Origin of the sequence: Mycolicibacterium sp. MU0050, assembly GCF_963378085.1 — a bacterium.
GTDB lineage: Bacteria > Actinomycetota > Actinomycetes > Mycobacteriales > Mycobacteriaceae > Mycobacterium > Mycobacterium wendilense.
Map to the genome: position 1 here is coordinate 2,554,769 of NZ_OY726395.1, position 21,076 is coordinate 2,575,844.

A 21,076-nucleotide genomic window follows, 5' to 3' on the forward strand; every position below is an offset into this window, starting at 1 on the left:
GCCGTGATCGGGGTCTCGGTGGTTGTCGGCGGTACCGTGGACAAGTGGTCCGGACCCGCAGCGACGACGCCTGCCCCGGCGCGCTGAGCTTGCACGAGGCCGCCGACGGGGCGCTGGCCCGCGTCCGGCTGCCCGGCGGCATGCTGACCCCCGCGCAGCTGCAGACGTTGGCGGTGACCGCCCGCGACCACGGTGCCGGCACGCTCGAGCTGACCGGCCGCGGCAACGTCCAGATCCGCGGCATCGTGGGCGCCTCGGCCGCCGCGGCGGTGGCTCAGGCCGTCGCGGGGGCGGGGCTGCTGCCGTCGCCGAGCCACGAGCGGGTGCGCAACATCGTGGCCTCCCCGCTGTCCGGCCGCGTCGGCGGGGCCGGCGACGTGCGGGAGCTGGTCGCCGCGCTGGACGCTGGGCTGCGCGCCGATCCGGCGCTGGCGGGCCTGCCTGGGCGGTTCTGGTTCGGGCTCGACGACGGCCGGGGCGACATCAGCGGGCTGGGCACCGACATCGGGGTGCGGCTGCGCGGAGACGACGCCGAACTCCAGATCGCCGGGCGCGACACCGGGCTGCGGGTGCCGCACGACGGGGTGATCGCCGAGCTGCTGGGTGCCGCCCGGCGGTTTTCCGCGATGCGCGGCAATGCCTGGCGGGTCACCGAATTGGCCGATCCCGCAGCGGTGTTCGCGGGTGCGGTGCCCGGGCCCGCCCCGGCCCCGTCGCCGCGGCCCCCGGTCGGGTGGTTCCAGCAGGTCGACGGCCGGATCGCGCTGGGCGCGGGCGTCCCGCTGGGGGTGCTGCCCGCGCGCACCGCGGAGTTCCTGGCCGCCATCGAGGCGCCGCTGGCGATCACACCGTGGCGCTCGGTGCTGGTGTTTGACCTCGACGACGGGGTGGCCGACACGGCGCTGCGGGTGCTGGCGCCGCTGGGGCTGGTCTTCGACGAGAACTCGCCGTGGCTGTCGGTGAGCGCGTGTACCGGAAGCCCCGGCTGCGCACGCTCGGGTGCCGACGTGCGCGCCGATGCCGCCCGGGCCGTCGAGTCGGGTGACCTCGGGCCGGGTCATCGGCACTACGTCGGGTGCGACCGGGCGTGCGGCAGCCCGGCCGAGGGGCAGGTGTTCATCGCCACGCCGGACGGATATCGGCCGCGCGTCGCCCACCCGTAGGGTGATCGGGTGCTCGACTACATCCGCGATGCCGCGGAGATCTACCGGCAATCGTTTGCGACCATTCGCGCCGAGGCCGACCTGGCCCGATTTCCCGACGACGTGTCCCGGGTGGTGGTGCGGTTGATCCACACCTGCGGGCAGGTCGACGTCGCCGAGCACGTCGCGTTCACCGCCGACGTCGTGACCCGTGCGCATGCGGCGCTGGCCGCCGGGGCGCCGGTGCTGTGCGACTCGTCGATGGTCGCGGCGGGCATCACCGCGAGCCGCCTGCCGGCCGCCAACGAGGTGGTGTCGCTGGTCGCCGATCCGCGGGCCCCTGAACGCGCCGCGGCCACCGGCAACACCCGCTCGGCGGCCGGGGTGGAACTGTGGGCCGACCGCCTCGGCGGCGCGGTCGTCGCCATCGGCAACGCCCCGACCGCCCTGTTCCGGCTGCTCGAACTGGTCGACGAGGGCGTCCCGGCGCCCGCGGCGGTGCTCGGCGGGCCCGTCGGCTTCGTCGGCTCGGCGCAGTCCAAGCAGGAACTCATCGACTGCCCGCGCGGCATGGAATATCTGGTGGTGACCGGTCGGCGGGGCGGCAGCGCGATGGCCGCGGCGGCCGTCAACGCGATCGCGAGCGAGCGCGAATGACCGGAACGCTCTGGGGTGTGGGGCTGGGCCCCGGCGACCCCGAACTAGTCACCGTCAAGGCCGCCAAGGTGATCGGCGCCGCCGACGTGGTGGCTTATCACAGCGCGCGGCACGGCCGCAGCATCGCCCGCTCCATCGCGGAGCCGTATCTGCGGGCCGGGCAGCTCGAGGAGCACCTGGTGTATCCGGTGACCACCGAGACCACCGCGCATCCCGGCGGATACGCGGGGGCCATGGAGGACTTCTACCGGGAGGCCGCCGAGCGCATCGCGGCCCATCTCGATGCGGGCCGCGACGTCGCGCTGCTCGCCGAGGGTGACCCGCTGTTCTACAGCAGTTACATGCACATGCACACCCGCCTGACCGAGCGCTTCAACGCCGTCATCGTGCCCGGCGTGACGTCGGTGAGCGCGGCCTCGGCGGCGATCGCCACGCCGCTGGTGCAGGGCGACGAGGTGTTGTCGATCCTGCCCGGCACGCTGCCCACCGCCGAGCTGGCGCGGCGGCTGGCCGACAGCGACGCGGCGGTGATCCTGAAGCTGGGGCGGTCGTTCCCGTCGGTGCGGGAGGCGCTGGGATCGGCCGGTCTGCTCGAGGACGCGTTCTACGTCGAGCGCGCCAGCACCACCGCGCAGCGGGTGCTGCCGGTCGCCGAGGTGGCGGCCGAGAAGGTGCCGTACTTCTCGCTGACCATGGTGCCCGGCGGGCGTCGTCGCGCAGCGACGACCGGATCGGTGGCGGTCGTCGGGCTGGGCCCGGGCGACCCGAAGTGGGTGACCCCGCAGACCCGCCGCGAGCTGGCGGCGGCCACCGACCTGATCGGCTACGGGCCCTACCTCGACCGGGTGTCGGTCCGCGACGGGCAGTGCCTGCACCCCAGCGACAACACCGACGAGCCTGCCCGCGCGCGGTTGGCGTGCCGCCTGGCCGAGCAGGGCCGCACGGTGGCGGTGGTGTCCTCGGGTGATCCGGGGGTGTTCGCGATGGCCACCGCGGTGCTCGAGGAGGCGGAACAATGGCCCGGCGTCGCGGTGCGGGTGATCCCGGCGATGACCGCCGCCCAGGCGGTGGCCAGCCGGGTCGGCGCCCCGTTGGGGCACGACTACGCGGTGATCTCGCTGTCGGACCGGCTCAAGCCGTGGGACGTGATCGCGCGGCGGCTGACCGCGGCCGCGGCGGCCGATCTGGTGTTGGCCATCTACAACCCCGCGTCGCGGACCCGGACCTGGCAGGTGGCCGCGATGCGGGACCTGCTGCTCGAGCACCGTGATCCGGGCACCCCGGTGGTGATCGGCCGCGACGTCTCCGGCCCCGACGAACAGGTCCGCATCGTGCGGCTGGCGGACCTGGATCCGGCCGAGGTCGACATGCGCTGCCTGCTGATCATCGGTTCGTCGCAGACCCGCTGGCACGGCGACCGCGTCTTCACCCCGCGCAACTACCCCGCTTCGGACTGACCGGGCTACCGCGGCATGCGCCGCCAGATCGGCCGCGGCACGAACCGCGCGGCGAAGCCCAGCACGCCCACCGCCCGCGGCACCCACACCGAGGTCTTGCCCTTGGCCAGCGCCTTGACGGTCGCCGCGGCGACCTGCTCGGGGGTGCTCGACAGCGGCGCCGGATCCATGCCCTCGGTCATCCGGCCGATCACGAATCCGGGGCGCACCACCAGCAGGTGTACCCCGGTGCCGTGCAGCGCGTCGCCGAGGCCCGAGGCGAACCCGTCGAGACCGGCCTTCGCCGAGCCGTAGACATAGTTGGCCCGGCGCACCCGGGCCCCGGCCACCGAGGAGAACACCACGATGCGGCCCGACCCGACGGCCCGCATGCGCGCCGCGAGCAGCGTCAGCAGGTGCACCTGGGCGACGTAGTCGGTGTGCACGACCGCGGCGGCGTGCGCGGCGTCGGTCTCGGCGCGGGCCTGGTCCCCGAGTACCCCGAATGCCAGCACCGCGGTGCCGATGGGCCCGTGCGCGGCGGTCAGCGCATCGAGCAGCCCCGGCTGGGCCGCCAGGTCGTCGGCATCGAAGTCGCACAGCTGCACCGCCGTCGCGCCGGCCGCGCGCAGCCGCTCGACCTGCTGGTCCAAGCCGTCTCGCCGACGCACCGCCAGCACCACCGTGGCCCCGGGCGCCAGCCGCAGCGCCACCTCGAGGCCGATCTCGCTGCGCCCGCCGAAAATCACGACCACACCGGCACCCGTGTCGTTCATGGCGGGAATTATCTCCTGCGCTAGGTTGGGCTCTGATGGCGCACGCAACCACCCGGCTCACCAACGAGGCGTTGGCGTTCCTCACCGAACGCCATCTGGCCATGCTCACCACCCTGCGGTCCGACGGCTCCCCGCACGTGGTCGCGGTCGGATTCACCTTCGACCCCAAGACCCACATCGCCCGGGTCATCACCAACGGCGGCTCGCAGAAGGCCGTCAACGCCGACCGCGGCGGCGTCGCCGTGCTCAGCCAGGTCGACGGCGCGCGCTGGCTGTCGCTGGAGGGCTCGGCGATCGTCAACACCGAACCCGAGGCCATCCGCGACGCGGAGTTGCGCTACGCCCAGCGCTACCGCACGCCGCGGGTCAATCCCACCCGGGTGGTCATCGAGGTCAACGTCGAGCGGGTGCTGGGTTCCTCGCAGCTGCTCGACCGCGGGGAGTGACGGCCCGGCGTCAGACCGGGACCACCAGCAATTCGTGCGGCCGCTGATTCAGCGGTTCGGCCCCGTCGTCGGTGACCACCACGATGTCCTCGATGCGCGCGCCCCACTTGCCCGGGAAGTAGATGCCGGGCTCCACCGAGAACGCCATGCCGGGGCGCAGCGGCAGATCGTTGCCCGCCACGATGTAGGGCTCCTCGTGCACCGACAACCCGATGCCGTGGCCGGTGCGGTGCACGAAGTACTCCCCCAGCCCGGCCTCGACCAGGACCTCGCGCGCGGCCGCGTCGACCTGCTCGGCCGTCACGCCGGGGCGGACCGTCTCCACGGCCACCCGCTGCGCCCGTTGGAGCACCGAATAGTGCTGGGCCACTTCGGCACTGGGCTCGCCGAGGCTGTAGGTGCGGGTGGAGTCCGAGTTGTAGCCGGGCTCGTACGGCCCGCCGATGTCGACGACGACGACATCGCCGGCGCGTAGTTCGCGGTCGGAATGTTCGTGGTGCGGGTCGGCGCCGTGCGGCCCCGACCCCACGATGATGAAGGCGGCCTCCGAATGCCCTTCGGCGACAATCGCTTTCTCGATGTCGGCGGCCACCTCGGCCTCGGTGCGGCCGGGAACCAGGAACTCCGGAACCCGGGCGTGCACCCGGTCGATCGCGGCCCCCGCCTTGCGCAGCGCGTCGATCTCGGCGGGGTCCTTGATCATCCGCAGCGTGCGCATCACGTCGGTGGCCAGCACCGGTAGATCGTCGAGGCGCTCGGTCAGCGGCAGCAGGTGCAGCGCGGGCATCGAATCGGTCACCGCGGTGGCCACCGGGTCGCCACCGAGTGCGTTGACCACCATGTCGTAGGGGTCCTGCCCGTCGACCCAGTCCTTGACCGCCAACCCCAACTCCGGCACCGCGGACTCCTTCAGCGACGCCAGCTCCAGGCGCGGGATCACCAAGGTCGGTTCCCGGCCGACGGGAAGCACCAGGGCGGTGAGCCGTTCGAAGGTCTGCGCCCGGGACCCGACCAGATACCGCAGGTCGTAGCCGGGGGTGATGATCAGGCCGGCCAGCCCGGCCGCCGCCGTCGCCTCGGCCGCGGCGCGCAGGCGATGGGCGTAGACACTGGTGTCGAACCGGTTGGCAGTCATGGCCTCCAGGTTAGTTCGCCGCGGCGGCCTTAGGATCGCAGAGTGCACCCGTGGGAACTGAGCGCTCGTGAACACATCCGCGACACCCTGGCCCGCTACACGTGGTCCGGCGATTCCGGCCGGGTGGAGGAATTGGCGGCGACGTTCTGCCTCGACGGTGTGCTGGAGATCCGTGGGGAGCCGCCGTTGCAGGGGCGCGCGGCGATCATCGAACGCCTCACCGCGGTGGCCGCGGCGGCCCCAGCCGACACGGCGGTGCGCCGCATCGTCCGGCACAACCTGGCCAACATCCGGTTCACCGAGATCACTCCGGAGCGGGCCCGGGTGTCGTCGTACTTCACGGTGTTCACCGAGATCGGGCTGGACCACTACGGCCGCTACCGGGACGACCTGGTGCCGGTCGAGGAACCGGACGGCACGGCTTGGTTGATCCGGCACCGCTTCGTGTCGACGGACTGGAGTGCCCCGAACTCGACGATGGCCGGATAGGGCAGGATCGGCAGGCATGGTGTCTGATTCCGCCGGCCGCGTGGTGCTGCTCGACGGCGCCAGCATGTGGTTCCGATCCTTTTTCGGCCTGCCGTCCTCGCTGAAGGCACCCGACGGCCGGCCGGTCAACGCGGTGCGCGGATTCTTCGACGCAGTCGCCACGGTGATCACCCAGCAGCGGCCCTCGCGGCTGGTGGTGTGCCTGGATCTGGATTGGCGCCCGCAGTGGCGGGTGGACCTGGTCCCGTCGTACAAGGCGCACCGGGTCGAGGTCGAAACCCCCGGCCCCGCACCCGATATCGAAGAGGTGCCCGACGAGCTGACCCCGCAGGTCGAGATGATCTTCGAACTGCTCGACGCCTTCGGCATCGTCACCGGCGGCGCCGCGGGTTACGAGGCCGACGACGTCCTGGGGACGCTGGCCGCCCGCGAGCGGCGCGACCCGGTGGTGGTGGTCAGCGGTGACCGCGACCTATTGCAGGTGGTCGCCGACGACCCAGTGCCGGTGCGGGTGCTGTACCTGGGCCGCGGGCTGGCCAGGGCGACGCTGTTCGGCCCCGTCGAGGTCGCCGAGAAGTTCGGGCTTCCGGTGGAGCGGGCCGGCGCGGGCTACGCCGAGTTGGCGCTGCTGCGCGGCGACCCCTCCGACGGGCTGCCCGGAGTGCCGGGCATCGGCGAGAAGACCGCCGCCACCCTGCTGTCCCAGCACGGCTCGCTGGCGGGCATCGTCGACGCCGCCCAGGACCCGAAATCCGGGATGGCCAAAGGTATTCGGGCCAAGTTGGCGGCCGCGCAGGATTATCTGAGCGCCGCCGAACCGGTGGTCCGGGTGGCGACGGCGGCGCCGGTGGAGCTGTCGGCGGCCGACGACACGTTGCCGTTGGCCGCCAAGGATCCCCAGCGGGTCGCGGAGCTGGCCGCGGCCTACGGGGTCGGCTCGTCGATCGGCCGCCTGCAGAAGGCCCTGGACTCGTTGCCGGGCTGAGCGGCTACTTGGGCCGACCCACCTCGTAGGTGCCCTCGTCGTCCTGGAAGGTCACCGTCACTTGGCGTTTGGTGCCGTCGATGCTGACCTCGCAGGTGAAGGTCGAGTTCTTCTGAACCTTCGGGTTCTGCCCGCCGTTGCACTTGACGTCCTGGACGTTCTTGGCGCCGTAGCCGTTCGCCTCGTCCGACAGGATCTGCTGGACGCCCTCCTGGGCCTTGTTCACGTCCAGCTTGGTGGTCACGAAGAAGCCCGGCATCCAGAAGCCCAGGATCAGGAACGCGACCACCACCACGGCGCCGAGCGCGCCCAGAATGGCCAGCAGCGCCGTATTCGACCGGGGCCCACCGTCACCGGCGCCCGGGGGGTACTGGCCGTACTGGCCGGGTTGGCCGTATTGCGGCTGCCCGTACTGGCCGGGCTGACCGTACTGGGGCTGGCCGTACTGCGGCGGATAACCCGGCGGGGTGGCGCCGGGTTGGCCGTACTGTCCGGGCTGGCCGGGTTGCTGACCGTACTGCGGCTGCCCGTACTGCGGCGGCGGCGGGTATGCGGGCGCCGCACCCGGCTGGCCGTACTGCGGCGGCTGGCCGTATTGCGGTGGCGTGTAGGCCGGCGGCTGCCACCCCGACGGCGCGCCTTCGGATCCGGCGTCGGGCTGCGGCGGCTGCTGGGGCTGCTGCCACTGCTGCGGCTGCTCCTCCGGCTGATCAGCGGATTCGCCCGCGGGTTGATCCTGACCCTGCCACGGCTGCGTCGGGTCCGGTCCCTGCGGTCCGCTCATCATCTCTCCTCGGATACTGGGTAACACGTGCGCCGGCATCAACCGTAGCGGTTGTCTCACCCTACCGGCTGCACCAGCGCGCATCCGGTTGCGGTGCAAGCATCCTTTGCGCCGTGTCGAGCGCAGGGGCCACCGTCGTGTCAGGTGTTGTCCACGGCAACCACACCGCGACGGACGTCGGTGATCGCCCGCTTGGCGACGGCGCGGAGCTCGGCATTCGGTGCCGCGATCCGGACCTGATCGAGCAGATCGAGGACCTGCCGGCACCAGCGCACGAAATCCCCCGCCGACAACGGCTGCGGGCGGGTGGCCGAGCTGCTGCTGTCGGCGACCGCCAGCGCCGCGGTCAGGTCGCCGGTGGAGGCCCAGCGATACATGGTCGCGACGAAGCCCTCGTCGATCTCGCGCGACGGCGCGATCCGGTGGCGGTTCTCCTCGGCGCGTAGATCCCCCGACAGCCGCCGGGTGCCCGCCAGCGCCCGCCGCAGCCCGGCGGTGGGCGCGTCGAAGAGCGGGGTCGAGGGCCCGTCGCCGCCACGGGATTCGAACACCACCGCCGAGATCACCGCGGCCAACTCCGCCGGCGCCAACTTGTCCCATGCGCCGGTGCGCAGGCATTCGGCCACCAACAGGTCACTCTCGCTGTAGATGCGGGCCAACAGCCGGCCGTCGTCGGTGACCCGCAGGGTCCGGGCGCCGTCGGCGGCCTCGGCGGACTCCGCGGCGATGAACCCGCGTTCGAGGAGAATCCCGACGATGCGGTCGAAGGTGCGGGCCAGCGAGTTGGTGGCGGCGGCGATCTTCTGCCGCAGCTGGGCGTTCTCCCGCTCGACGCGTAGGTAACGTTCGCCGGCGCGCACCCGGTCCTCACGGTCGGGCGCGGCATGCACGGGGTGGCGCCGAAGTTCCTCGCGCAGTGCGATCAGTTCGGGGTCGTCGTGCTGGTCGGGTTCGCCCCGCTTGCGCCGCGCCGAGGGCACATCCAGACCGGCGGCCGCCGACCGCAGCGCCGACGCCAGATCACGACGTACCCGGGGTTGCCGATGCTCGACCCGCTTGGGCAGCGACATGGTGCCCAGCGGTGCGCCTGCGCCCGAATAGTCGGCCGTGGAGATCCGGCCCGCCCACCGGTGTTCGCTGAGCACCAGGGGCCGGGGATCCTCGTCGTCGCGGGCGGCCTCCAGCACCACCGCCAACCCGCCCCGGCGCCCGGACGACACGTTGATGATGTCGCCGCGCCGCAGCGCGGCCAGCGCCTCGCCGGCGGCCTGGCGCCGCTGCAGCCGCGACGACCGCGCTGCCGCGCGTTCGCGTTCCGAGATCTTGGCGCGCAGGCGCGCGTAGTCCAGCACCGGGCTGTCCCGGCCGCCGACCTCGGCGGCGATCTCGTCGAGCAGGCGCTCACCGCGCTCGACCCCGCGCACCAGCCCCACCACCGAGCGGTCGGCCTGATACTGCGCGAACGAGCGTTCCAGCAGGTCGCGGGCCTGCGCGGGGCCCATCTGCCCGACCAGGTTGATGGTCATGTTGTAGGACGGCGCGAACGAACTCTTCAGCGGGAACGTGCGGGTCGACGCCAGCCCGGCGACCTCGGCGGGTTCGGCCGAGCTCTCCATCGGGTTCCAGATCACCACGGCGTGCCCCTCGACGTCGATGCCGCGCCGTCCGGCGCGACCCGTCAGCTGGGTGTACTCCCCCGGCGTCAGCGGCGCGTGTTGCTCGCCGTTGAACTTGACCAGGCGTTCGAGGACCACGGTGCGGGCCGGCATGTTGATGCCCAAGGCCAGTGTCTCGGTGGCGAACACGGCCTTGACCAGGCCGGCGGTGAACAGCTCCTCGACGGTGTGCCGGAAGATCGGCAGCATCCCGGCGTGGTGCGCGGCCAACCCGCGCAGCAACCCCTCGCGCCACTCGTAGTAGCCGAGGACCGGCAGGTCCGCGTCCGGCAGGTCCCCGCACCGGCGGTCGATGATCTCCGCGATGCGGGCCCGCTCGGAGTCGGTGGTCAGCCGCATCGAGGACCGCAGGCACTGCTTGACCGCGGCGTCGCACCCCACCCGGGAGAACACGAAGGTGATGGCGGGCAGCAGCCCCTCGCTGTCCAGGGTGGCGATCACGTCGGGCCGCGACGGCGGACGGAACAGTCCCGGCCGGCCACGGTGGCCGCCGCGGCCCTTGGGGCTTCGGGGCCGCCAGTCGGCGAGCTGGTCGGCCTCGCGCCGATGAGCGATGTGGCGCACCAGTTCCGGATCGACCAGCAGCTTCTTGCCGCGGGCGCCGCCGTCGTAGTCGAACAGGTCGAACAGGCGCCGGCCCACGAGCATGTGCTGCCACAGCGGCACCGGCCGCTCCTCGTCGACGATCACCGTGGTGTCGCCGCGGACCGTCTGGATCCAGCCGCCGAACTCCTCGGCGTTGCTCACGGTGGCCGACAGGCTGGCCAGCCGGACCTCCTCGGGCAGATGCAGGATGACCTCCTCCCACACCGCGCCGCGCATCCGGTCGGCCAGGAAGTGCACCTCGTCCATCACCACATACGAAAGCCCCTCCAGCGCAGGAGAATTCGCATACAGCATGTTGCGCAACACCTCGGTGGTCATCACCACCACCGGCGCGTCGGCGTTCACCGACACGTCCCCGGTCAGCAGGCCGATCCGCTCGGGGCCGTACCGGCGGACCAGGTCGGTGTGCTTCTGGTTGCTCAGCGCCTTGATGGGCGTGGTGTAGAAGCACTTTCGGTCGGCCGCCAGGGCCAGATGCACCGCGAACTCACCGATGACGGTCTTGCCCGCGCCGGTGGGGGCGCACACCAGCACCCCGTGGCCGCGTTCGAGGGCCTGACAGCCGCGGCGCTGGAAGTCGTCCAGCGTGAACGGGAGCTGTGCGGCGAACCGGTCGAGTTCGCCGGGGTCAGGTGACGTCATCGTGCGCAATGCTGCTCGGCGCGCCCACCTGGGACGGCGGCTCGATCACCGAGGCCTCGTCGTCGGACAACTCCTGTTCCCGGGCGCGTTCCCGCTTCGCCTTGCGGCGGTCGTGCAGCCGGGCGATCTGGATGGCGAACTCCATCAGCAGGGTCAACGCCAGCCCCAGCGCGAGCATCGAGAACGGGTCGTTGCCGGGAGTGGCGAAGGCCGCGAACACGAACACCGCGAGGATCAGCCCGCGCCGCCATTCCTTGAGCCGGGCATACGGCAGAATCCCCACGGCGTTGAGCATGATCAGGATCAGCGGGAATTCGAACCCGACGCCGAACACCAGCAGCAGGTTGATCAGGAATCCGAAGTACTGCTCGCCGGACAGCGCGGTCACCTGGACGTCGCTGCCGACGGTCAGCAGGAAGTGCAGGGCCTTGGACAACACCAGGTAGGCCAGCAGCGCACCGGAGACGAACAGCACGGCGGCCAGCACCACGAAGGTGACCGCGAACCGGCGCTCCTTCTTGTACAGGCCGGGGGTGATGAAGGCCCACAGCTGGTAGAACCACACCGGGCAGGCCAGGACGATGCCGGCGGCCAGCGCCACCTTGAGCCGCAGCATGAACTGGTCGAACGGGCCGGTGGCCAGCAGGCGGCAGCCGCCGTCGGCGCTGATCTCGGCGCGCGCCGACTCGGGCAGCGCACAGTAGGGTCCGCGCAGCCATTCGCCGAGGCTGTCGAAGCCCAGGATGCCGTGGCTGTACCAGAGGAAGCCGAGCACCGTGGTGGCGAGCACCGCGGCAATGGAGATCAACAGCCGGGTGCGCAGTTCGCGGATGTGGTCGACGAGCGACATCGTCCCGTCGGGGTTGACCCTGCTGCGGCGCTGACGTGGGTCGAGTCGTTTGAAGACGCCGGGAGTTTTCACGAGGTGAGTTCAGTCAGTCGCACCACCGCACCGGGGTGCGGCCTGTGACTGGGCGGCACTGCGGCCGTCAGGCCGGGCGGGCGTCGGTGTGATTCGGGTCCGGGTTCGGCACCGGATCGGCCACGCGCTCGGACTGCACCTGTGTCGGGCCCGGGTCCGGCTTGTCGATCTGCAGTTCCTTGACCTCGGCCTTGAAGATCCGCATCGACTTGCCGAGCGAACGCGCGGCGTCCGGCAACCGCTTGGCCCCGAAGAGCAGGACGATCACGACAATGAGAATTGCCCAGTGCCACGGACTAAGAGCACCCACTTTGGTTACCTCCAGACGTTGGCTCGATGCTACCCCGCCTCGGCGTAGGCGCCCAGCGCGGCGTGTGCTGCCCGGCGGACCCGCTCGGCCAGTTCGACGGGTTCGATCACGCTGACTTCCGCGCCGAAGCCCAGCACCAATCGTGCCATCCATTCGTCGGATGCGTAGGTCATGGCGGCCTCGAAATGCCCGTCGGGCAACTCGCGCAGCACCCGCATCGGGTAGTACTCCAGCGCCCACGTCGCCTCGGGCGAGATCCGCAGCGTGGCGGACGGCAGCGCGGGGTCCGCGTCGAACAGCGAGGTGTCGGTGCTGCCCTGGACGGCCGGTTCCGGCGGGGCCGACGGTTCGTCCAGCACGGCGGCGTCCACGATCCGGTCGAAGCGGAACAGCCGCACCCCTTCGGCCTCGCGGGACCAGGCTTCGAGGTAGCTGTGATCACCCACCAGCACCACGCGGATCGGGTCGACGACCCGCTCGGTCAGGGTGTCCCGGGAGGCCGAGTAGTACTCGAGACGCAGCGCGTGGCCGGTGCGCACGGCTTCGCGGACCGCCGCGGTGGCCTGGTTCTCGGCCGGCGCCCGTTCCGGTTCGGCGCTGACGGTTCCGGTGGGGTGCACCGCGCCGGCGGCCGATTCGATCTTGGCGATCGCGCTGCGGGCCGCCTCCGGATCCACCACGCCGGGCACATCGGCCAGGGCGCGCAGCGCCATCAGCAGGCCGGTGGCCTCCGGGGAGGTCAATCGCAACGGCTCGTCGATGCCCGCGGAGAACGTCACATTGATGGTGTCGCCGGAGAACTCGAAGTCGATCAGGTCCCCGGGGCCGTAGCCCGGCAACCCACACATCCACAGCTGGTCCAGATCCTGCTCCAGCTGCTTGCGGGTGACACCGAGGTCGGCGGCCGCCTCGTCGTAGGTGATCCGCGGGTTGGCCTTCAGGTACGGGACCATGTTGAGCAGCCGGACCAGCCGTGCCGACACCGAAGAACTCATCGGATCTCTCCCGCCGCCGCGCGCAGCCGCGCCAGCACCTCGTCGCGCAGCGTCGCGGGTTCCAGCACCACCGCGTCGGCGCCGTGGCCGGCGATCTCCCGCACCAGGCCGCCGTACGGGCCGGTGTCCAGCTCGATGACCTCGCCGTCGCGGCCGCCCAGCGTCATCGTGCCGGTGGCGGTGCCGGCCCGGCGCAGCGAGGTGGCGCGTCCGTCGGCCACCCAGACCCGCGCCTGCACCCCGCCGGGCGCTTCGCCGACGGCCTTGGCGACCACGGCGCGCAGGTCCACGCCCTCGGGGGGCCGCACCGCGTTGGCCGGCCCCACCGCGGCGACCTCGGTGCCCATCCGCGAGAGCCGGAAGGTCCGGGTGTCGTTTCGGTCGCGGTCGTGTCCCACCAGATACCAGCGGCCGTTGTGGGTGACCACCCCCCACGGTTCGACGGTGCGCTTGGTGAACGGGGCGGTGCGCGACGAGCGGTGGTCGAACTCGACGACCCGGCCGGCGTTGATGGCCGCCAGCAGCACCGGCAGCACGCCCTCCGAGCCGCGCAGGCCGGGGAAACCGGTCGGTGCGCTCAGCGGCACGCCCGCGTCGGGTTCGACGTCCACTCCGCCGGCGCGCAGTTTGAGCAGCGCCCCCTGGGTGGCGGTGACCAACTCCGGGGACTGCCACAGCTGGGTGGCGACGGCGACGACGGCGGCCTCGTCGGCGGTGAGCTCGATGTCCGGCAGCGCGTAGGCCTCGCGGTTGATCCGGTAGCCCTCGGTGGGATCCAGCGAGGACACCCGGCCGGTCTCCAGCGGGATGCCGAGGTCGCGCAACTCGTTCTTGTCGCGCTCGAACATGCGGGAGAACGCGTCGTCGCTGGGGCTGTCGCCGTATCCGGCGACACTGTTGCGGATTCGCTCGGCGGTGATGTAGCCGTGCGTGGACAGCAGGGCGATGACGAGGTTCATCAACCGTTCGACTTTGGCGGTCGTCACGTTGTCAGTCCACGCCCCTACATCGACGCTATGAGTCGCTTGACCCGCTCGTCGACGGCGCGGAACGGGTCCTTGCACAGCACCGTGCGCTGCGCCTGATCGTTGAGCTTGAGGTGCACCCAGTCGACGGTGAAGTCCCGGCCGGCCTCTTGGGCCGCCGCGATGAACTCGCCGCGCAACTTGGCCCGGGTGGTCTGCGGCGGGGTGTTGACAGCCTCGTCGATCTCCTCGTCGGTGGTGATCCGGGCGGCCAGCCCCTTGCGTTGCAGCAGGTCGAACACGCCGCGGCCGCGCTTGATGTCGTGGTAGGCCAGATCGAGCTGCGCGATCTTGGGGTCGGACAGCTCCATGTCGTAGCGGTCCTGGTAGCGCTGGAACAGCTTGCGCTTGATCACCCAGTCGATCTCGGTGTCGACCTTGGCGAAGTCCTGGCTCTCCACCGCGTCGAGCTGCCGGCCCCACAGGTCGACGACCTGCTGCAGCTGGGTGTTGGGTTCGCGGTTCTGCAGATGCTCGACCGCACGGGCGTAGTACTCCCGCTGGATGTCCAGGGCGCTGGCCTGTCGACCGCCGGCCAGCCGAACCGGCCGCCGCCCGGTGAGGTCGTGGCTGACCTCCCGGATGGCCCGGATCGGGTTGTCCAGGGAGAAATCGCGGAACGGGACCCCGGCCTCGATCATCTCGAGCACCAGCGCCGCGCTGCCGACCTTGAGCATGGTGGTCGACTCGCACATGTTCGAGTCGCCCACGATGACGTGCAGGCGACGGTACTTCTCGGCGTCGGCGTGCGGCTCGTCGCGGGTGTTGATGATCGGCCGGCTACGGGTGGTCGCGCTCGAGACGCCCTCCCAGATGTGCTCGGCGCGCTGGGACAGGCAGAACGTGGCGGCCTTGGGGGTCTGTAGCACCTTGCCGGCCCCGCAGATCAGCTGCCGGGTGACCAGGAAGGGCAGCAGCACGTCGGAGATCCGGGAGAACTCGCCGGCCCGCACAATCAGGTAGTTCTCGTGGCAGCCGTAGGAGTTGCCCGCCGAGTCGGTGTTGTTCTTGAACAGGTAGATGTCGCCGCCGATGCCCTCGTCGGCCAGCCGCTGTTCGGCGTCGATCAGCAGGTCCTCGAGCACCCGCTCACCCGCGCGGTCATGGGTGACCAGCTGGATCAGGCTGTCGCACTCGGCGGTGGCGTACTCCGGGTGGCTGCCCACGTCGAGGTACAGGCGCGCGCCGTTGCGCAAGAAAACGTTGGAGCTGCGGCCCCACGACACCACCCGGCGGAACAGGTACCGGGCCACCTCGTCCGGTGACAGCCGCCGATGGCCGTGGAACGTGCAGGTGACACCGAATTCGGTCTCGATCCCCATGATTCGTCGCTGCACGATGTCGAGCTTACGGGGTACCACCGCGCAACGGTGCGGAAGAATCGCCGCGGCCGCGTCCCGGCCTGAATTGACAACCCCACCAGCGCGCCCGTGCCCCTGTGCATCGCCGTGCCCGCGCCGCGGGGAGTGCGCGCCAGCATGCGTCCATGGATCCCACCCCACTGTCGCTCGATCCGGACCGTGTCCGCACCGCCGCGCGCGGTGTGCGCGCCGCAGCCGAGGAACTTGGTCTGTCCCGGGGCTCCGACCGCCCCGACGACCTCCGCGACGCCCTGCCGGGGTCGGCGCTCGAGGAGCTGGTGCCCGTGGCCGCGGCCGACCCGTCGGCCCTGGTCGCCGCGTTGCTGCGGTGGGCCCGCACCGCCGTCGCGGCGGCCGACGGGTACTCCGACGCCGACGCGGCGGTGGCGGCGCGCCTGCGGAGATGACGTCGCGGCTGACCGTCAGCCAGGTCGAGGGCTGGCGACCGGAGGCCCTGCTCGGTGTCGCAGACGACTGGGACGGCCTGGCCCGACGGCTGCGGTCCGTGGCCGAGGAGTTGCGTCGGCTGGACCGTGGCATCTGGGCGGGCGGAGGCGCGGATCGCGGGTGGGCGGCCGCGGCCGGACTCGAATCCGAGGCGTCGAGGCGGGCGGCGACGCTGGCCGCGGCCGCGGCCCGGGCCCGCCGCGGGGCCACCGTGCTCGCCGCGGCCCAGTCCGACGTCCTCGCAGTGCTGGCGGTGATCCGCGGTGCCGGCCACCAGGTTGCCGACGACGGCGCCGTCACCGGCGGCAGCGGCCCGACCGACGAACTGACCGCCCGGGTGCGCCATGGGCTGGCGTCGGTCGCCGCGGCGGACCGCGAGATCGCCGACCAGATCGCCCGCACGTTCGCCGCGTCGCCGCCCGCATCGGGCGCGGCGCCCGCGACGGTGCCGGCGGCCGCCGACGTCGTCGCCGGCTGGCCCACGATGAGCCAGGATCGCATCGCCGAGCAGATCCGGGCGATGAGCCCCGAAGAACGCCGAGGGTTGCTCGAGGCCGCACCCCGTGAGGTGGGCAACACCGACGGTGTGCCCTGGGACCTGCGGTTCGCTGCCAACCGGCTCAACATCGCCGAAGCCATTGCCGCGCAGCGGGATATCCTCGCCCGGTCCGACGACGACAAGATCCGGGCCGCGCTGGCCGCCGGCTTCGGCCTGGGCACCGGGATCGGCGGCTGGGGCGGACGGGGCGGCGTCGAACGCGTGCGCGCGGCGGCGTTCCTCGACCCCGGCTGGCGCGCGGCGGCGATCGCCATGCACGACCGCGACCCGCAGCGCCGCATCGAGTTCTACCGCGGCCTGCTCGCCGACGTCGCCGACCCCACGGGGCGCTCCCCGCAGACGCGGCCGCGGCAGATCCTCGCCTTCGACCCCGCCCGGTCCTCGCTGATCGAACTGCACGGCGATCTGCGCAGCGCGGGCAGCCTCGGAGTGCTGGTGCCGGGGACGAACACCACGGTCCTCGAGTCGGGGGCCAACGTGCGCACCGCACGACGCTTCGTGGCCGCCGGCCGCGGCGAGGTCGCGATGATCACCTACCTCGGAGGTCCCTTTCCCACCGGCCCGGACACCGTCGCCGGCCTGCTGCAGGCGACCGACCCGAGCTACGCACTGCAGATGGCGCCGCGGCTGGTGGCGTTCAGCGAGGATGTCGATCGTACGGTCGACGGGACCGGTCGCCAGATCCCGGTGACCTACCTGGGACATTCCTACGGCGGGTCGATCCTCGGCACTGCCGAACGGTTGGGGCTCACCGCGGATCGGACGGTCTACGTGGCGGCGGCCGGTGCCGGTGTCGGCGTCTTCGACGAAAAGGACTGGAACAACCGCAATCCCGATGTGCAGCGGTATTCGATGACGGCGCCCGGCGACCCTATCGCCTGGGTGCAGGGCCTGCCGTACGGCCCGCACGGCGCCGACCCCGACGAGATGTCGGGCGTGTGGCGGCTCGACACCGGCCGGCGCCTCGACGGCTCGGTCATGTCGGGTCCGGACGCCCACAGCGACGTGGTCAACGAGCCCTCGGATGCCTGGCGCAACCTACTCGCCGTGATCACCGGCGAACCGCTTCGGCGGTGAGACCCGACTACACCAGTTCCAGCTCTTCGACGGCGGCCCGGCTGCGGGCCGGGTCGGAGCCCGGAACGTAGCTCGGCGAGGTGACCTCACCGACCACGCCGCCCGCGACCCGCCGCTGCGCCTGCCGGAATTCGGGCAGCGGACCCATGGCCAGGTGCAGGCCGTTGATGACCGTCCACACCGAGGCCTGCCGCAGCGCTCGCTCGATCGGATTGGGGCGCTTGTACATCACCATGGCCGCGGCCCAACTGGGCAGCGTGTCGCGGATGGCCCAGTCGATGAACTCCCCGCCGGGCGGACCCGGATACTTCGGATCGGCCAGATTCGGCCCGGTGGTGGCGGCGGTCCCGTAGGTGATCGCGAGCTTGGGCAGATAGGAGTGCAGACAGTCGAGGGTTTCGGCCTTGGTCTCGGGCAGATCGGTGCCGCCGAGCGCGTGACCGACCTTGACGAACTCGCGGTAGTAGCGATCGATCTTCTTGCCCCGCAACGGATTCGGGTGGTAATACTCGTGTGCGGTGGCGATCCCCCAGGCCACGGTCGCGTAGTTCCAGCGCAACCACTCTGGGTCGTCGGCGTCGTAGGGCAGGCCGTCGGGGCGCACCCCCTTGACGGTGTGGTGCATGGCCCGCACGGTGTTGGCCAGCCGCTCGGCGGTCGCGGTGGAGCCGTAGGCGGTGCCGATGAAGAAGGACACCGAATGCGCCAATCGCACGGTGGCACCCTCCGGGTTGATGCGCAGGTCCAGCAGGTCACCGTCGGGACGTTCGACGATTCGGGAGTGGTCGACCCCCATCCAGAAGATGCTGGGGTCGAAGCGTTCGATGTAGGCCGCGCACTGCAGTCCGAACACCAACGCCGGCATGTGCGAGTGGACGTGCCAGACGGCGCTGCCGGGCCCGAACCAACCCGGATCGCCCTCCGGGCCGGCGAATTCGAGGCCGCGGAAGTACCGGCTCCGGATCTCGTCGTCGTAGAACCCGGCGATCTTGGACTGCAGCACTTGATGCGGGAGTTGCATGGCGTCACCCTACAAGTCTGGATACGGGTGTGTCCAGACTTCGATGGCACTAGGCTGACCGCGTGTCCAGCCCCACCAGGTGGGCGGGTGTCCCGCTGACCGACCGCCGCATCGAGCGCCGCGCGCTGTTGATCGCGGCCGCGTTCGCGCTGTTCGGCGAGGGCGGTGAGGTGGCGGTGTCGGTGCGCTCGGTGTGCCGCGAGTCCGCGCTGAACACGCGCTATTTTTACGAGAGCTTCACCGACACCGACGAACTGCTGGGTGCGGTCTACGACAAGGTCGCCGACGAGATGAACGAAGCGGTGGCCGCCGCCATCGACGCGGTCGACGGCACCGACGTCGACCGCATGCGCGCGGGCGTCCGGGCCGTGCTGGGCTTCAGCTCGGCCGACCCCCGCCGGGGGCGGGTGCTCTTCACCGAGGCGCGGGCCAACCCGGTGTTGACCGCGCGGCGCCAGATCGCCCAGGAGACCCTGCGACAGATGGTGCGCAGCCAGCGTGAGCATGCCCACCCGGGCGGCGACGACACCGCGACCCTGGTCGCGGCCGCCATGTTCACCGGAGCCATGGCGGAGCTGGCGCAACAGTGGCTCTCGGGCGGCCTCGGCGACGATCTGGACGCCGTGGTCGATCACGCCGTCCGATTTGTGCTGCTGACCTCCTGAGCCCGCGCATCGGCGCTACGCTGCGAAGGTGCCGAAAAGGCAGACCTCGCCGGCGTCGGTCCTGGCCAATGGCCGGGTGCCGCGGGAGAACCCGTGCGTGTCGGTGCGCAACGAACACTATGTCGACCGGGTGTCGCGCCAGATCCGTGTGCTCGAGGTCGCCGCGCTGATCGCGGCACTGGTCAGCGCCGCCTTCGGGATCTGGGGGCTGGTCGGCGGCTTCGGGTCCCAGCAGGTGGCGATCGTCAACCTGGTCTCGGCCGCGCTGTTCCTGGTCATCCCGCTGCTCGGCAAGTACTCGGATCTGCTGGCGGCGCTGTGTTTCATCGCCGTCGCCTACGCCTCGGTGTTCGTCCAGTGTTGGGCCATCGGCACCGGCTCGGGGCTGCAGTTCTACCTTCTGGTTGCCGCCTCCATCCTGGTGCTGGTGCTGGGTATCGAGCGCATTGCGTTGGCCGGGGCGCTGGCCGCGCTCGGGGTCGCCCTGGCCGTCGTGCTGGAACTCAACGTTCCCAACAGCACTGGCGTGCAACCGGATTGGGCCATGACGGTAGGCTTCGTCGCCTCGCTCGGCTCGGCGTCGCTGATGGCGGTGGCCACGGTGTGGTTCGCGTTGCGCGAGATCCGCCGCGCGGAGCTGGCCATGGAGTTGGAGTACCAGCGTTCCGAGACCCTGCTGGGCAACATCCTGCCGACCAGCATCGCCGAACGCCTCAAGGATCCCGACCACGAGATGATCGCGGACGCCTATGACGACGCGTCGATCCTGTTCGCCGACATCGCCGGGTTCACCCGACGTGCCAGCGAGACGAAGCCGTGCGACCTGGTGAAGTTCCTCGACCGCCTCTACACGGAATTCGACCGGCTGGTGGATCGGCACGGTCTGGAGAAGATCAAGACCACCGGGGATTCCTACATGGTGGTCAGCGGGGTGCCCGAACCGCGTGCCGACCACCTGCAGGCGCTGGCGGCGCTGGCCCTGGACATGGCGACCGTGGTGCGCGAACTGCGTGACCCCGCGGGGCGCCCGGTGCCCATCCGGATCGGGTTGGCGGCCGGACCCGTGGTGGCCGGCGTGGTGGGCGAACGACGGTTCTTCTACGACGTGTGGGGAGACGCCGTCAACGTGGCCGCCCGGATGGAATCGACCGATCAGGAGGGCCGCATCCAGGTGCCCGACGCGGTCTATCAGCGCCTGCGCGACGATTTCGTCCTCGAGGAGCGCGGCGACGTCGACATCAAGGGCAAGGGCCTGATGCACACCTGGTACCTGCGGGGCCGCCGCGGGGGTCCGGACGGCGATCGACCCGCCCGGTCCGGGACCGGGCGGGTCGAGTCCTCACCTGCTCGTTAGACCTTGCGGTTCTCCGACTTGATCAGCCAGGCCAGCTTCTCGAGGCCCTCGATCTGCGCATGCAGGATGTCGGCGGTCGTGGGGTCCTCGGCGTCGATGGCGTCGTGCACGGAGCGCATGGTGTCCACGGCCGCCTGGATGGAGGTCGTGATCATGTCCACCACCTCGGCGGTGTTCTGCTCATGCGGCGGGAACGCCGGCAGGGAGGTGGTCGCGGCCACGGTGTCGGTGCGGCCGTCCGGCACCGCCCACAGCGCCCGCATCCGTTCGGCGACGGTGTCGCTGCCCTCGCGGGCGAAGTCCACCAGCTCGTCCAGCTGTAGGTGCAGGTCGCGGAAGTTGGTGCCGACGACGTTCCAGTGCGCCTGCTTGCCCTGCAGTTGCAGCTCGATCAGGTCGACGACGACGCGCTGCAGATTGTCGATGAATTTCTGCGACGGGGCGAATCCAACAATGTCGCCGGCGTCGCGTCGCTTGTTGCCAACGGTAGCTACCGCAGTCATTTGATTTCTCCCTCTTTTCATTTGCCGGTAAATTCAGGGGTGTTCAGAAGTCCCGGGCGAGCG

Annotated in this window: 21 protein-coding genes; 10 read left to right on the forward strand and 11 right to left on the reverse strand. The window is 71.2% G+C overall.

Features of this window, described 5'->3' with window-relative positions; all coding sequences use genetic code 11:
- Positions 1–44: 44 nt before the first annotated feature.
- From cobG to R2K23_RS12010, 3 genes are read left to right on the forward strand one after another with little or no spacing between them, the layout of a single operon-like run.
- Positions 45–1,163: a precorrin-3B synthase gene (gene cobG, locus R2K23_RS12000; RefSeq protein WP_316516913.1), complete on the forward strand. Its 1,119-nt coding sequence runs from the start codon at positions 45–47 to the stop codon at positions 1,161–1,163.
- 9 nt (positions 1,164–1,172) lie between these two features.
- A complete protein-coding gene (locus R2K23_RS12005; protein ID WP_316516915.1) occupies positions 1,173–1,799 on the forward strand; it encodes a precorrin-8X methylmutase in 627 nt (208 codons plus the stop codon).
- Positions 1,796–3,256, forward strand: coding sequence for a precorrin-2 C(20)-methyltransferase (locus R2K23_RS12010; RefSeq protein ID WP_316516917.1), 1,461 nt, complete (start codon positions 1,796–1,798; stop codon positions 3,254–3,256). The genes R2K23_RS12005 and R2K23_RS12010 overlap by 4 nt, the downstream gene beginning before the upstream one ends.
- 5 nt (positions 3,257–3,261) lie before the next feature.
- On the opposite strand, the gene R2K23_RS12015 is transcribed toward R2K23_RS12010, so the two are convergent.
- Positions 3,262–4,011 (reverse strand): SDR family NAD(P)-dependent oxidoreductase, encoded by a 750-nt coding sequence (locus R2K23_RS12015; RefSeq protein WP_316516919.1) that lies wholly within the window; start codon positions 4,009–4,011, stop codon positions 3,262–3,264.
- 35 nt (positions 4,012–4,046) lie between these two features.
- On the opposite strand from R2K23_RS12015, the gene R2K23_RS12020 reads away from it, so the two are divergent.
- Positions 4,047–4,457, forward strand: a complete 411-nt coding sequence (locus R2K23_RS12020) for a F420-dependent biliverdin reductase (protein ID WP_316516921.1) — start codon at positions 4,047–4,049, stop codon at positions 4,455–4,457.
- Positions 4,458–4,467: 10 nt separating this feature from the next.
- Here R2K23_RS12020 and R2K23_RS12025 read toward each other — a convergent pair whose 3' ends face one another.
- A complete protein-coding gene (locus R2K23_RS12025) occupies positions 4,468–5,592 on the reverse strand; it encodes a M24 family metallopeptidase (RefSeq protein ID WP_316516923.1) in 1,125 nt (374 codons plus the stop codon).
- A 42-nt stretch (positions 5,593–5,634) separates the two neighbouring features.
- Between R2K23_RS12025 and R2K23_RS12030 the strand changes: the two genes are divergently transcribed.
- Entirely contained in the window at positions 5,635–6,081 is a 447-nt protein-coding gene (locus R2K23_RS12030; protein ID WP_316516925.1) for a nuclear transport factor 2 family protein, read from the forward strand.
- Positions 6,082–6,097: 16 nt separating this feature from the next.
- Positions 6,098–7,066, forward strand: coding sequence for a 5'-3' exonuclease (locus R2K23_RS12035; protein ID WP_316516926.1), 969 nt, complete (start codon positions 6,098–6,100; stop codon positions 7,064–7,066).
- A 4-nt stretch (positions 7,067–7,070) separates the two neighbouring features.
- Here R2K23_RS12035 and R2K23_RS12040 read toward each other — a convergent pair whose 3' ends face one another.
- The 7 genes from R2K23_RS12040 to pafA all read right to left on the reverse strand — a co-directional run bounded on the left by R2K23_RS12040 (position 7,071) and on the right by pafA (position 15,363).
- On the reverse strand, positions 7,071–7,850 hold the full coding sequence (locus tag R2K23_RS12040; RefSeq protein ID WP_316516928.1) for a DUF4333 domain-containing protein: 780 nt from the start codon (positions 7,848–7,850) through the stop codon (positions 7,071–7,073).
- A 140-nt stretch (positions 7,851–7,990) separates the two neighbouring features.
- Positions 7,991–10,774 carry a DEAD/DEAH box helicase gene (locus R2K23_RS12045; protein ID WP_316516929.1) on the reverse strand — a complete coding sequence of 928 codons (2,784 nt, stop codon included), beginning with the start codon at positions 10,772–10,774 and terminating at the stop codon, positions 7,991–7,993.
- The gene (gene tatC / locus R2K23_RS12050) at positions 10,761–11,696 is read right to left on the reverse strand and encodes a twin-arginine translocase subunit TatC (RefSeq protein ID WP_316516931.1); all 936 of its coding nucleotides are present in this window, start codon (positions 11,694–11,696) and stop codon (positions 10,761–10,763) included. Before tatC ends, R2K23_RS12045 begins: the two co-directional genes overlap by 14 nt.
- Positions 11,697–11,763: 67 nt before the next feature.
- Positions 11,764–12,006 carry a Sec-independent protein translocase subunit TatA gene (tatA, locus tag R2K23_RS12055; RefSeq protein WP_316516933.1) on the reverse strand — a complete coding sequence of 81 codons (243 nt, stop codon included), beginning with the start codon at positions 12,004–12,006 and terminating at the stop codon, positions 11,764–11,766.
- 29 nt (positions 12,007–12,035) lie between these two features.
- Positions 12,036–13,001: a helix-turn-helix transcriptional regulator gene (locus R2K23_RS12060; RefSeq protein WP_316516936.1), complete on the reverse strand. Its 966-nt coding sequence runs from the start codon at positions 12,999–13,001 to the stop codon at positions 12,036–12,038.
- On the reverse strand, positions 12,998–13,987 hold the full coding sequence (locus tag R2K23_RS12065) for a helix-turn-helix transcriptional regulator (RefSeq protein ID WP_316516938.1): 990 nt from the start codon (positions 13,985–13,987) through the stop codon (positions 12,998–13,000). The genes R2K23_RS12060 and R2K23_RS12065 overlap by 4 nt, the downstream gene beginning before the upstream one ends.
- Before the next feature lie 17 nt (positions 13,988–14,004).
- Entirely contained in the window at positions 14,005–15,363 is a 1,359-nt protein-coding gene (pafA, locus tag R2K23_RS12070) for a Pup--protein ligase (protein ID WP_316516939.1), read from the reverse strand.
- A gap of 149 nt (positions 15,364–15,512) precedes the next feature.
- Here pafA and R2K23_RS12075 point away from each other — a divergent pair, with 149 nt between their 5' ends.
- Positions 15,513–15,794: a DUF7162 family protein gene (locus R2K23_RS12075; RefSeq protein WP_316516940.1), complete on the forward strand. Its 282-nt coding sequence runs from the start codon at positions 15,513–15,515 to the stop codon at positions 15,792–15,794.
- A complete protein-coding gene (locus R2K23_RS12080; protein ID WP_316516942.1) occupies positions 15,791–17,470 on the forward strand; it encodes an alpha/beta hydrolase in 1,680 nt (559 codons plus the stop codon). Before R2K23_RS12075 ends, R2K23_RS12080 begins: the two co-directional genes overlap by 4 nt.
- 7 nt (positions 17,471–17,477) lie before the next feature.
- Here the strand turns inward: R2K23_RS12080 and R2K23_RS12085 are convergent, their stop codons facing one another.
- Positions 17,478–18,491, reverse strand: coding sequence for an oxygenase MpaB family protein (locus R2K23_RS12085; protein WP_316516944.1), 1,014 nt, complete (start codon positions 18,489–18,491; stop codon positions 17,478–17,480).
- Positions 18,492–18,553: 62 nt separating this feature from the next.
- Here R2K23_RS12085 and R2K23_RS12090 point away from each other — a divergent pair, with 62 nt between their 5' ends.
- Positions 18,554–19,156: a TetR/AcrR family transcriptional regulator gene (locus R2K23_RS12090; protein WP_316516946.1), complete on the forward strand. Its 603-nt coding sequence runs from the start codon at positions 18,554–18,556 to the stop codon at positions 19,154–19,156.
- Positions 19,157–19,184: 28 nt separating this feature from the next.
- The gene (locus R2K23_RS12095) at positions 19,185–20,510 is read left to right on the forward strand and encodes an adenylate/guanylate cyclase domain-containing protein (protein ID WP_396893487.1); all 1,326 of its coding nucleotides are present in this window, start codon (positions 19,185–19,187) and stop codon (positions 20,508–20,510) included.
- Here the strand turns inward: R2K23_RS12095 and R2K23_RS12100 are convergent.
- Positions 20,507–21,013, reverse strand: coding sequence for a Dps family protein (locus R2K23_RS12100; RefSeq protein WP_396893489.1), 507 nt, complete (start codon positions 21,011–21,013; stop codon positions 20,507–20,509). The two genes, R2K23_RS12095 and R2K23_RS12100, sit on opposite strands and share 4 nt — an antisense overlap.
- Positions 21,014–21,076 lie beyond the last annotated feature (63 nt).

Coding starts and splice junctions, on each gene's coding strand:
- R2K23_RS12010 (WP_316516917.1), top strand. CDS start 1,796: ATGACCGGAACGCTCTGGGGTGTGGGGCTGGGCCCCGGCGACCCCGAA.
- R2K23_RS12015 (WP_316516919.1), bottom strand. CDS start 4,011: ATGAACGACACGGGTGCCGGTGTGGTCGTGATTTTCGGCGGGCGCAGC.
- R2K23_RS12020 (WP_316516921.1), top strand. CDS start 4,047: ATGGCGCACGCAACCACCCGGCTCACCAACGAGGCGTTGGCGTTCCTC.
- R2K23_RS12025 (WP_316516923.1), bottom strand. CDS start 5,592: ATGACTGCCAACCGGTTCGACACCAGTGTCTACGCCCATCGCCTGCGC.
- R2K23_RS12035 (WP_316516926.1), top strand. CDS start 6,098: ATGGTGTCTGATTCCGCCGGCCGCGTGGTGCTGCTCGACGGCGCCAGC.
- R2K23_RS12040 (WP_316516928.1), bottom strand. CDS start 7,850: ATGAGCGGACCGCAGGGACCGGACCCGACGCAGCCGTGGCAGGGTCAG.
- R2K23_RS12045 (WP_316516929.1), bottom strand. CDS start 10,774: ATGACGTCACCTGACCCCGGCGAACTCGACCGGTTCGCCGCACAGCTC.
- R2K23_RS12060 (WP_316516936.1), bottom strand. CDS start 13,001: ATGAGTTCTTCGGTGTCGGCACGGCTGGTCCGGCTGCTCAACATGGTC.
- R2K23_RS12075 (WP_316516940.1), top strand. CDS start 15,513: ATGGATCCCACCCCACTGTCGCTCGATCCGGACCGTGTCCGCACCGCC.
- R2K23_RS12080 (WP_316516942.1), top strand. CDS start 15,791: ATGACGTCGCGGCTGACCGTCAGCCAGGTCGAGGGCTGGCGACCGGAG.
- R2K23_RS12085 (WP_316516944.1), bottom strand. CDS start 18,491: ATGCAACTCCCGCATCAAGTGCTGCAGTCCAAGATCGCCGGGTTCTAC.
- R2K23_RS12100 (WP_396893489.1), bottom strand. CDS start 21,013: ATGACTGCGGTAGCTACCGTTGGCAACAAGCGACGCGACGCCGGCGAC.